Source organism: Pararhodospirillum oryzae, from assembly GCF_007992075.1.
Classification (GTDB): Bacteria; Pseudomonadota; Alphaproteobacteria; order Rhodospirillales; family Rhodospirillaceae; genus Pararhodospirillum; species Pararhodospirillum oryzae.
The window spans coordinates 20,279-30,508 of record NZ_BJZO01000051.1; the positions used below are offsets into that span (position 1 = coordinate 20,279).

The following is a 10,230-nucleotide window of genomic DNA, read 5'->3' on the forward strand; positions in this document are numbered from 1 at the left end:
CGCTTCGGGGATCAGGCGAGGCGCTTTTCCAGCACCGCCTTGGCGTCGGGCCCGAAGACAAGGCGGCTTTTGCCGTCGTGCAGGCCGGCCACCTGTCCTTGGATGCGGGGCCAGGTATCGATGGTGACCCCGACCGGATCGCCAGGGCGCGCGCCGATGTCGCGGTCCAGCATCGCGCCGCCGACCGAGACATCCAAGGTGCGGGCGCGGGCGCGGCCCGAAGGGGTATCGAGTTCGACCGGCAAGGTCAGGGGCATGCGGCGGTGGCGCCGGCGATCCCCGGCGCGATCAATGCCCGACAGGAAATCGTTGACCTCGGTTGCCAGGCCGGTGGCGCGGGCAATCAGCAAGGTGGCGGTGTCAACCACCTGGCCCACGGTGGCGCCGGTGCGGCCGGCGGCCTCGCGCACCCGGGTGATGCTTTCGGTGACTTCGTGGGTCCCCCGCGCCGCTTCGTCCACGTTGCGGGCGATTTCGGCGGTGGCGGCGGTTTGCTGCTCCACGGCGGCGGCGATGGTCGACGCGGTTTCGTTGATGTCGGCAATGGTCCGGGCAATGGCGTTGATGGCCGCCACCGCCTCGCGCGTGGCGTCCTGCACGGCGGTGATCTGTGGCGCGATGTCTCCGGTGGCGCGCGCGGTCTGGCCGGCCAGCCCCTTGACCTCGCCCGCGACCACCGCGAAGCCCTTGCCCGCGTCGCCGGCCCGGGCCGCCTCGATCGTGGCGTTGAGGGCCAGCAGGTTGGTTTGCGTCGCGATGGTTTCGATCAGGCCGACCACGGTGCCAATGCGGTTGACCGCCTCGGCCAGCCCGCCCACCACGCCGGTGATGCGCCGGGCTTCGGTGGCGGCACCGCTGGCGATCCGCGAGGAATGGGTGATCGAGCGGGCGATATCCTGTTCGGCGGCCGAAAGTTCCTCGGCGGCGGCGGCCACGGTCTGGACATTGGCCGCCGCCTGCTGGGCGGAGGCCGCGACAATTTCGGATTGCTCCAGGGTGTTTTCCGCGACCATGGACATGGTTTCGGCGACCGAGCGCAGATCCTGGGCCGAGTGTTCGACCGTGCCCACGATTTCGCCCACGTCGCGCTGGAACTCACGGGTCAGCTGTTCCAGGGCTTCCTGGCGTCGGGCCTTCATGGCCTCTTCGTTCTCGCGCTGGGTTTCCAGGCGGGCTTTCTCAAGGGCCTGTCCCTTGAAGACCTGAACCGTGCGCGCCATGGTTCCGATTTCGTCGGCGCGCTCCAGGCCGGGAATCTCGGTCTCCAGGCGGCCGTCGGAAAGATCCTGCATGGCCTTGCCGATCCGCGAGAGGGGCGTGGTCACGGTTTTCCGTGTCGCGACAGACGACAGGACCAAGGTCAGGGACCCCGCGACCAGGGCCACCAGGAGGATGGCGACCTTGATGGTGTCGGAGGCTTGGGAAAACTCGTCGAAGGGCAGCCCCACGTACAAAATGCCGATGACCTCTCCCCTGGCATCCAGCAGGGGGTCGTATCCGGTGATGTAGGAACGCCCCAGAACATCAACCGTGCCCCGGAAGGGGCGCTTGCCGGCAAGCACGCTGGCATGGGCGGCGTTGCGGGTCAGCCTGGTGCCAACGGCACGGGATCCGTCGGGATTTTTCAGGTTCGTGGCAACCCGTGTGTCCCCCTGGAACACGGTGGCGGTGCCGCCGACCAGATCCGCCACGTGGTCGACCAGCTGATTGTTATCGTTGAGTTTGACCGATCCCACGTACAGGGCCCCGTTTTCAAGGTGGGGGGAGCCTCCCAGGCGGTTGAGTTCGTTCCAGGCGACGCGCATGTTGCGGTCAATGGCATCGTTTGCCCGTCGTGACGTATCCGTATCCAATACAATAAAAACAACCAAGGCCATTAGAATACTAACAAGGACGGTATTCAAAATAGAGATGACAGCGAGGCGGGTGGATATACTAAATCTGATCGCGGGCTTCATTGATCGTCCTTCCAGGACACAAACGAGGGGTGTAATCAAAGGGCTGCATATAAATTATTATGTCCGTGCGGCCTTTTAAGGCACGAATCTGGATGCGATAATGATCGAAATACCGCGCGTCTTTCCAGATAGAAAATGTGGTTTATCGAAAAGAATCCTTGGAGTGGAAGGATGAAATTTTACGGTACTGTTTGAGGCATGATGGCTTCGAGGGGGCGGGAGCCGCCGGGGTCGGGGCGGCGTCCACCGGGACCACCGTCATGCCGGGCTTGATCTTCTGCAGGCCGGCCACGACCACCTTACTCGCCTCCGTTCAGGCCGCCGGTCACCAGCCAGGTCCCTTCCGCCGTCATGCGCGAGACGCTGACCGGCCGGGGCGTCACCTGGTTCTGGGCATCGACAACCCACACCAGGGCCGAGCCATCGGGGCGGCGCACCAGGGCGTCTTGCGGCAGCGAGACCACGTTTTTCTGCATGCCCTGTTCCACCTGGGCGCGCACGAACAAGCCCGGGTACAGGATCTTGTCGGGATTGGGGAAGACCGCGCGCACCTGAACCGCGCCCGTGTCCGGATCAACGGTCACGTCCGAGAACTGAAGGGTGCCCACCGGCCCGTAAAGGTGGGCGGTGCCGTCCAGGCTCAGGTGCACGGGCGCCCCACCGCCGCTTTCCGAACTGGCGAGCTGCCCCTGGGCCAGGGCCTCGCGCAGGCGGAGCAGATCCGAACTCGACTGGCGCAGGTCCACGTAGATCGGATCAAGCTGGGTGATGGTGGCAAGGGCCGTGGCCTGATTGGCGGTGACCAGGGCGCCTTCCGTGATCGACGACTTCCCGATGCGTCCGCGAATCGGCGCGTAGACCTTGGTGTATCCCAAATTGATCTGGGCCGTTTTCAGCGCGGCCTGGGCAACCATGATTTCCGCGCGGGCCTGATCAAGCGAGGCCACCGCGTCGTCGTAATCCTGGCGCGACACCGCGTGAACGCGCACGAGGTCGGCGTAGCGCGCCGCCTTGGCCTCCACCGATTTCAAGGTGGCCCGCGCCTTGGCCAGATCGGCCTCGGCGCTTTGCACCGAGGCCTGGTACGTCGCGGGATCGATCTGATAAAGCTGTTGCCCCGCGTCCACTTCCGAGCCTTCCTCGAAAAGACGCTTCAAGACAATGCCCGAAACCTGGGGACGAACCTCGGCCACCCGATAGGCCGAGGTTCGTCCCGGTAAATCAAGAAACAGGGGAATATCCTGAGGTTGAGCCGTCATGACCGAAACTTCGACAGCGCGGGCCTGCGAAGGCGCTGATTGCGTGCCCTCGTCACATGCGCCAACAAGGAGAAGGGCCGAAAGAAGGCTCACGAGTACTGAGCGGTTGCCTGGGCGGATCATGGGAGTGCCTATTTGCCTTCGCGCGGGGCCGGGAGGGTGGACGAGCCCCGGGATACCGGATATGGTACGGTACAGTACCGTACCATCCGGTCCCGATCAAGGAAATCTGCCGGCTCGGTCAACAGGTTCGGTCAACAGGTAAGGAGGCCTGCTTTGTGACTCAAGGGAAGCATCAGACGCGAGGGTTGGCCCACCGGCAAGCTATACTTTCGGCGGCTCGAAGTCTGTTTCTGGAAAAAGGGTTCGAACACACGACGTTGAGCGATATCCTTGAATATTCCAAGGGATCGCGCCGGACGCTGTACGAACACTTCGGAAGCAAGGAAGGGCTGCTGCGGACGATTATAGAAGACATCACGGAACGGGTGTGGAGCGGTGTGCGCGCGGTCCAGCCAGGGAACGCGCCGATCGAAGTGCAGTTGCTGGAAATCGGGGAACATTTCCTGCGCGCGGTGAGTACGCCGGAAGCCTTGTCCGTGTACCGGATCGTGGTGGCGGAAGGTCGCCGCAATCCGGAGATCACGGCCATGTTTTACGAGAGCGGGCCCCGGCTGGTTCGCGTGCGGCTGTGTGAACTGTTCGAGGACGCCCAGCGCAAGGGGCTGTTCGCGCGCTACGAGGCCGTCGATCTGGCCGAGATGTTCATCGGGATGATTATCGGCGATTTTTCGGCCGGCTACGCGCTGGGCTACCGCGTGCCCGAGGACGAGAAAAACCAGAAAGCCTACGCCCGCCGCGCCGTGCACCTGTTCATGCACGGCGCCAGCCAGGGGTATCCCGAGAAAAGCGGGGACTTGGCTCCGCCCGGGCCCGGGGCGCTCCAGGGCGCGGATGGGTGATCGTTCCGCTCGTTGGCCGAGGGGGCGGGCAGGGGCAAGGCGCTTTCGGGACAAGGATCGTCGTGCCATGCGCCACGGTGCACCCGCCCGGGGCCCCTTGCCGTGTGAGCCGTCGTTGTGTCGAGGCTGCGGGCGGTCCCCGCCCGTGAGCCCGTGTCGGTCGCCGGTGCCGCCGGGGAAGGCGGACACCGCGTTTTTCCAAAAGACGCCCTCGCGTTCGCGTGTCCGAAGGATTTCCGGACCCGCCCGTCTCATGCGAGGCGGGCGGACTCGGGACGGAGGGCCAGGGTCGGGGTCCGTTGCGCCCCCGGAACCACGGGCGCGCCCAGAAGGGTCAGGGCGGTTTCGCGGACGTGGACCTGATCGGAGGAACTGGCGGTGATGCCCAGCGACAGACGGCGCAGGAACAATCCGTCGAGCGCGAGAAAAATAAGGGTGACCCGCTCGGGATCGGGGGCATCGCCCCGCAACCGCTCCAGCAGCTGCTGGCGCCGGTCGCGCATGGGCGCCAGCATGGCGGGGTTCAGCACGGCCGCCGCCAGAAACGCATGCGCCACCGGATCGCTATCGGGAGCGTCGTCGGCCAGGCAGACCCGCACATAGGCGCGCGCCCACCGGCTTGGCCCCGACTCCTCGGCGGCGTAGGCCGCTTCCAGCTTTTCCTCGAAGCCATCCACCAGGTGCTCGACCATGGCGCCGATCAGCTGATCCTTCGAGCGGAAATGGTAGAGAAGCCCTCCCTTGGAGACTCCGGCCTCGTCGGCGGTTGCCTGCAAGGTCAGGCCCGCCGCCCCATAGCGCCGCACAATCCTGAGGGCCGCGTCGATCAAACGAGCCCGGGTATCCAATCTTGTCATGCGTGGCCTCCTTGGCCCGACCCACGCGGGTCTTGGTGTCATCGTTCCTGCTCGAAACGGTACGGTACCATACCGTACCGTTTTCGCCCGACGCAAGGCCGATGAGGGCCGGCGTGCCTGCCGGGGAGGGGACAGGCGGGGCGAGCGGGGTTGGAAACGAACGCATGTTCATTTGTTATGAACGAGCGCTCAAAATAACTTGAGGCGGGGCAGGGGCTGTGCTAGCGTTTTTCCCGTGTTCAGGACTCGTTTTGGTTCGAGGAGATCATGCCCAGACCTCGCCGCTTGCGTCGGGTGGCCGCTCACCCTCCCGTGTCGTACTACAAACCCCAGGGGATCCCCCTGCGCCTGCTTTCGCATGCGGTGCTGTCGGTCGATGGGCTGGAGGCCCTGCGTCTGGCCGATGCCCTGGGGCTTGATCACGACGAGGCGGCCGCGCGCATGGATGTTTCCCGGCCCACCTTTTCGCGGTTGCTGGCCGAGGCCCGGCGCGTGGTCGCCGAAGCCCTGACCCAGGGCTGGGCGCTGCGGATCGAGGGCGGGGAATATCGTCTCGCGTCCGAGGAAAACGGGCCGCTGGAAGGCGGGGCGTCCGGGTGTCCCCTGGACGAGGCCGGACACGAAAACGATCCCCCCTTTGCACAAGGAGAGTGACAATGCCTGATCAAAAGGGATGGGGCAGGGGCGGCCGCGGACAGGCCGCGATGATGGAGGAACGGCCGGATGTCGGGCGGGGACGGGGCCTTGGGCCCTGTGGCCGGGGACTGGGGCCGGCGGGTGGCCCCGGACGTCGGACGCGGGAAACCGGCACGCTCCCTCCGGGCCCGGGCCAGGGTCCGGGACGCGGGCGCTGCCACCGGGGCCGGGGGCAGGGGGCCGGGGCTGCCGGCCCAGGAGCATCGGCGCGGGGCTGAGGTTCCCCGACCCCGGGCGGCCCCGAGGGACGGCGGGCGGGGGCGTGCAAGGCCTGGATCTCGGGCCGCGCGCGCTTATCAAGCCCCCCGCCAGGCCCCGCCGCGTGCCGCGTGACACCAGACAGACGGGTTAGGCCCGTCCAGCGTTTTTCATCGTGGAAAGTGCCTCCCCGTCCCGGGCCCTCGTGCCCGGGCGGGGAACGGGCTCCGCTTGCCCGGATCGCGCCGCTTCCACGCTTACCGGTTCTGTGCCTTGCCGTTCTGTCGGGCCCGCGCGGCCCCGGCGGCGGGCCTGGGAGACGACTCATGAAACTTGCCATCACCACCATGGGAACCACCCTGGACGACGCCGTTGATCCCCGTTTCGGGCGGGCGACCGGGCTGTTGATCGTGGACACCACCACCGGAGCCGCCACGCCCCTGGCCGTGCCGGCCGCCCACGCCGTGCAGGGCGCCGGTCTGGCCGCCGCCGAGGCCCTGGTCAAGGCCGGGGCGAAGGCCCTGCTGACCGGGGCCGTGGGTCCCAAGGCGGCGCGGGCGCTGGAGGCGGCTGGCATCGCCGTCTACCAGGGGCTGGAGGGCCAGAGTGCCCGCGCCGCCCTGGAGCGCTTCAACGCTGGCGCCCTGACTCCGGAGAACGCGCCTCGTGCCATGGGACACGCGCCCGGTGGCGCGATCGGACACGCGCCCGGCGGCGCGATCGCGGGGCACGAGGGATGATCATCGCGGTGGCCAGTGGCAAGGGAGGCACGGGCAAGACCACCGTGGCCGCCGGCCTTGCCCGCGTGTGGCCGCGTCCGGTGGTGGCCGTCGATTTCGACGTCGAGGCCCCCAACCTGGACCTGTTCTTGAACGCCACCATGACGCGCGAAATCCAGGCTACCTTGCCCGTGCCCCGGATCGATCCGGCCCTGTGCACCGGGTGCGGGGCCTGCCGCGACGCTTGCGCCTTCAATGCCCTCGCCATGGTCGGCCCGGTGCCGATGCTGTTCCCCGAGCTGTGCCACGCGTGTGGAGGGTGCCTTTTGCGCTGCCCCACCGGGGCCCTGGTCGAGGACCAGCGTCTTCTGGGCGAGGTTCTGGAAGGGCGGACGCCCAGGGGAGGGCGGGTGTTCGCCGGACGCCTGCGCATTGGCGAGGCCCACGCGCCCCCCTTGATGCGCAAGGTCCGGGTGGCCTTGCGCGCGTCGCTGGCCCAGGAACCGGCCGACGTGCTGATCGATGCCCCCCCGGGCGCCAGCTGTCCGGCCCTGGAGGCGGTGCGCGACGCCGATCTGGTGGTGCTGGTCACCGAGCCCACGCCGTTTGGCCTGCACGACCTGCGGCTGGCGTGGGGGGCGATGAAGGGGTTGGGCCGGCGCATGGCGGTGGTCATCAACCGCGCCGGCTTCGACGACCAGGGCGTGCGGACGTTTTGCGCCGAGGCCGGGCTTCCGGTCCTGGCCGCCTTGCCCTTCGACCGCGATGTGGCCGAGGCCTATGCCCGGGGCCGCACGCTCGACGAGGTGGGGCCCGAGCACGCCGGACGCCTGCGCGCGCTGGCCCAGGCCATCACCGCCCTGGCCACCCCGTCCGGGGAGACAGCCCATGCGTGAACTCAGTATCCTGAGCGGCAAGGGAGGCACCGGCAAAACCTCGGTCGCCGCCGCCTTCGCCGCCCTGGCCCACCGCCCGGTGCTGGTGGATCTCGACGTGGACGCGGCCAATCTGGCCTTGCTGGTCGAGGGCGAGCCGCTGGAACGCCATGAAACCATGGGCGGCCAGGAAGCGGTGATCGACCCCGCCGTGTGCGTGGCCTGTGGCGCGTGCGAGCCGGCCTGCGCCTTTCGCGCCATTGAAACCGACGCGAGCGGCCTCGCGCGGGTGGTCGAAAGCCTGTGCGAGGGCTGCGGGGTGTGTGCCCATGTATGCCCGGCCGGCGCGGTGCGTCTGGATCCTTGCGCCATCGGGCGCTGGTGGCGGGCAAGCACCCCCCTGGGGCCTTTGTTCCATGCCGAGCTGGCGGCTGGGGGCGAGAACTCGGGCCTGCTGGTGGCCGAGGTGCGCGGCGCGGCCCAGGCGGCCGTGCGTGCCGGAGCCGGCGATCTGCTGCTGGCCGATGGTCCGCCGGGCATCGGCTGCCCGGCCCTGTCGGCGCTCACCGGCACCACGCTGGCGGTCCTGGTCACCGAGCCCACGCCCTCGGGGCGCCATGACCTCGGGCGGATCATCGACCTGTGCGCCCATTTTCACCGCCCGGCGGCGGTGATCCTCAACAAGGCTGATCTGAACCCGGCCCTGTCGGCCGAGATCGAAGCCTTTTGCCACGAGCGCGGGCACCCGGTGGTGGGGCGGCTTCCCTTCACGCCCGAGGCCATGACGGCGGTGGTCGAGGGGCGCTCGCTGCTCTCGGTCACCGACCAGGGCATGGACCAGGCGGTGCGAAGCGCGTGGACGGCGGTCGAGGCGTTGCTGGCAACCTTGCCCGAAAGCTAAGGTAGTTTCTTAGGAAACGGCTCTTTCCAATTTCGGAAAAACCGTATTTTGCATTTTTGTTCGTCTCAAAGGAACCCTGTGTCATGTCGATGATCGTTGCCATTCCCAGCGAGGCCCCCGGCGGCGCCGAGGCGCCCCTGTCGGCCCACTTCGGCCAGTGCCCCACCTTCACCCTGGCCAAGATCGATGGCGATCAGGCGGAAGTGATCGAGGTCGTGCCCGGCGTCCCGCACAGCCACGGCGGATGCATGGCCCCGGTGCAGCTCCTGGCCGGGCGCGGCGTCAGCGTGCTGATTGCCGCCGGCATGGGGCGCGGCCCGCTGATGGGCTGCCTGCGCTCGGGCATCACCGTGCACCTGTGCCCGGCCCCGGGTACGGTGACCGAGGTCCTGGCCCGCTTCAAGGCCGGAGAGCTGCCCCCGTTCCAGCCGGAACACTCCTGCGCCTCGCACGGCTAAAACACGCTCGCGCCCGGGGAAGGGACGTGTCTTTTCCCCGGGCTACGTCCCCTTGAAATTGGTCCCTTGGGCCCAAAAGGCATCCGCCAAAAGGCGGGTCTTTTGCTATACTTCCCCGGCACCGTCGCCGAGCGGGCGGTTTCCGTCAAAAGGGGGAGGGGCGCATGCGGTACACCACCTTGGGAAACACCGGTCTCGTGGTTTCGCGACTGGGCTTCGGGGCCATGACCTTCGGGTCGGGCACCGGCCCCATGGCCTCGGTGTTCAAGATCGAGACACAGGGGACGGCGGACCGGCTGGTCGGCCGCGCCCTGGAAGCGGGCGTGACCTTGTTCAACACCGCCGACGCCTACGCCGGCGGGGCCTCGGAAACCATGCTGGGCCACGCGTTGGGCCGGCACCGCTCCGAGGTGGTGATCGCGACCAAGGTGGGCTTTCGCACCGGTCCCGCCCTGGGCGACAGCGGCCTGTCGCGCCGGCACATCCTGGCGGCGGCCGAGGCCAGCTTGCGCCGCCTGGGGACCGACTGGATCGACGTTTACCTGGCCCACCGGGTTGACCCCCACACGCCCCTTGAGGAAACCCTGGACGCCCTGGAAACCCTGATCCGCCAGGGCAAGGTGCGCTACGCCGGCTTTTCCAACTGGCCGGCCTGGCTCGCGGCCAAGGCGGTGGGGCTTCAGCGCCACGCCGGGGCCCGGCCGTTTTGCGCCGCCGAGATGTATTACTCGCTGGTCGGGCGCGACGTGGAGCACGAGGTGGTCCCCTTCGCCCGGGATGCCGGCATCGGCCTGATGGTGTGGAGCCCGCTGGCCGGCGGATTCCTGAGCGGCCGCTACACTCCCCAGGACCCCACCGGCGACGGCGGCCGTCTGGCCGGCTTCGACATCTTGCCCGTGGACCGCGACAAGGGCTTCGCGATCCTGGAGGTGTTGGGCGCCGTGGCCCGGGCCCACGACGTGAGCGTCGCCGCCGTGGCCATTGCCTGGCTGCTGACCCGCCCCGGGGTTGCCTCCGTCCTGCTGGGCGCAAGCCGGATCGAGCACCTGGACCAGACCCTGGCGGCGGCATCCCTCGACTTGTCGGCCGAAACCCTCCAGGCCCTGGACGCGGCCAGCGCCATCCCCCGGCCCTATCCCGCCTGGTTCGTCGAACAGATCGGCGACGAGGCCCTGAAGGCTGCCCTGGAAGGATGACCGGATCGGTCCGACCTCCTGCATGGCCGGATCCCGATGAAAAATCCCGGCATGGGCGCGTTCTTGTGACCTCCATCTCTCGAACCGCCCATGCCGATCCATTGCCCATCCCCCATGAACGGCTACAGGTTTTTTTGATTTATACCAACGG

10 protein-coding genes are annotated in these 10,230 nt (G+C 67.9%); 7 read left to right on the plus strand and 3 right to left on the minus strand.

The annotated features are described in order from the left end of the window. Positions 1 to 11: 11 nt before the first annotated feature. Both ROR02_RS10055 and ROR02_RS10060 read right to left on the minus strand, forming a co-directional pair. Positions 12 to 1,805, minus strand: a complete 1,794-nt coding sequence (locus ROR02_RS10055; protein WP_170245064.1) for a cache domain-containing protein — start codon at positions 1,803 to 1,805, stop codon at positions 12 to 14. 452 nt (positions 1,806 to 2,257) lie between these two features. After that, complete coding sequence (locus tag ROR02_RS10060) at positions 2,258 to 3,217, minus strand: efflux RND transporter periplasmic adaptor subunit (protein WP_246135493.1); 960 nt, start codon at positions 3,215 to 3,217, stop codon at positions 2,258 to 2,260. A 380-nt stretch (positions 3,218 to 3,597) separates the two neighbouring features. On the opposite strand from ROR02_RS10060, the gene ROR02_RS17570 reads away from it, so the two are divergent. Next, entirely contained in the window at positions 3,598 to 4,179 is a 582-nt protein-coding gene (locus ROR02_RS17570) for a TetR/AcrR family transcriptional regulator C-terminal domain-containing protein (protein ID WP_246135494.1), read from the plus strand. 251 nt (positions 4,180 to 4,430) lie between these two features. Here the strand turns inward: ROR02_RS17570 and ROR02_RS10070 are convergent, their stop codons facing one another. Then, the gene (locus ROR02_RS10070) at positions 4,431 to 5,036 is read right to left on the minus strand and encodes a TetR/AcrR family transcriptional regulator (protein ID WP_147163895.1); all 606 of its coding nucleotides are present in this window, start codon (positions 5,034 to 5,036) and stop codon (positions 4,431 to 4,433) included. A gap of 267 nt (positions 5,037 to 5,303) precedes the next feature. Between ROR02_RS10070 and ROR02_RS10075 the strand changes: the two genes are divergently transcribed. The 6 genes from ROR02_RS10075 to ROR02_RS10100 all read left to right on the plus strand — a co-directional run bounded on the left by ROR02_RS10075 (position 5,304) and on the right by ROR02_RS10100 (position 10,079). Beyond that, the gene (locus ROR02_RS10075) at positions 5,304 to 5,690 is read left to right on the plus strand and encodes a DUF134 domain-containing protein (RefSeq protein ID WP_147163896.1); all 387 of its coding nucleotides are present in this window, start codon (positions 5,304 to 5,306) and stop codon (positions 5,688 to 5,690) included. Between the two features lie 566 nt (positions 5,691 to 6,256). Next, a complete protein-coding gene (locus ROR02_RS10080) occupies positions 6,257 to 6,670 on the plus strand; it encodes a NifB/NifX family molybdenum-iron cluster-binding protein (RefSeq protein ID WP_147163897.1) in 414 nt (137 codons plus the stop codon). Continuing rightward, complete coding sequence (locus ROR02_RS10085; RefSeq protein WP_147163898.1) at positions 6,667 to 7,545, plus strand: nucleotide-binding protein; 879 nt, start codon at positions 6,667 to 6,669, stop codon at positions 7,543 to 7,545. Before ROR02_RS10080 ends, ROR02_RS10085 begins: the two co-directional genes overlap by 4 nt. Next, entirely contained in the window at positions 7,538 to 8,425 is an 888-nt protein-coding gene (locus tag ROR02_RS10090; RefSeq protein WP_170245066.1) for an ATP-binding protein, read from the plus strand. The genes ROR02_RS10085 and ROR02_RS10090 overlap by 8 nt, the downstream gene beginning before the upstream one ends. An 83-nt stretch (positions 8,426 to 8,508) precedes the next feature. Then, positions 8,509 to 8,883 carry a NifB/NifX family molybdenum-iron cluster-binding protein gene (locus ROR02_RS10095; RefSeq protein WP_218032802.1) on the plus strand — a complete coding sequence of 125 codons (375 nt, stop codon included), beginning with the start codon at positions 8,509 to 8,511 and terminating at the stop codon, positions 8,881 to 8,883. A 164-nt stretch (positions 8,884 to 9,047) separates the two neighbouring features. Continuing rightward, positions 9,048 to 10,079 carry an aldo/keto reductase gene (locus ROR02_RS10100; protein ID WP_147163900.1) on the plus strand — a complete coding sequence of 344 codons (1,032 nt, stop codon included), beginning with the start codon at positions 9,048 to 9,050 and terminating at the stop codon, positions 10,077 to 10,079. Positions 10,080 to 10,230: the final 151 nt, after the last annotated feature.

Excerpts from the sequence above, each read along its gene's own strand:
- ROR02_RS10080 (WP_147163897.1), top strand. The coding sequence starts at position 6,257 with ATGAAACTTGCCATCACCACCATGGGAACCACCCTGGACGACGCCGTT.
- ROR02_RS10085 (WP_147163898.1), top strand. The coding sequence starts at position 6,667 with ATGATCATCGCGGTGGCCAGTGGCAAGGGAGGCACGGGCAAGACCACC.
- ROR02_RS10055 (WP_170245064.1), bottom strand. The coding sequence starts at position 1,805 with ATGCGCGTCGCCTGGAACGAACTCAACCGCCTGGGAGGCTCCCCCCAC.
- ROR02_RS10090 (WP_170245066.1), top strand. The coding sequence starts at position 7,538 with ATGCGTGAACTCAGTATCCTGAGCGGCAAGGGAGGCACCGGCAAAACC.
- ROR02_RS10070 (WP_147163895.1), bottom strand. The coding sequence starts at position 5,036 with ATGACAAGATTGGATACCCGGGCTCGTTTGATCGACGCGGCCCTCAGG.
- ROR02_RS10095 (WP_218032802.1), top strand. The coding sequence starts at position 8,509 with ATGTCGATGATCGTTGCCATTCCCAGCGAGGCCCCCGGCGGCGCCGAG.
- ROR02_RS10060 (WP_246135493.1), bottom strand. The coding sequence starts at position 3,217 with ATGACGGCTCAACCTCAGGATATTCCCCTGTTTCTTGATTTACCGGGA.
- ROR02_RS10100 (WP_147163900.1), top strand. The coding sequence starts at position 9,048 with ATGCGGTACACCACCTTGGGAAACACCGGTCTCGTGGTTTCGCGACTG.
- ROR02_RS10075 (WP_147163896.1), top strand. The coding sequence starts at position 5,304 with ATGCCCAGACCTCGCCGCTTGCGTCGGGTGGCCGCTCACCCTCCCGTG.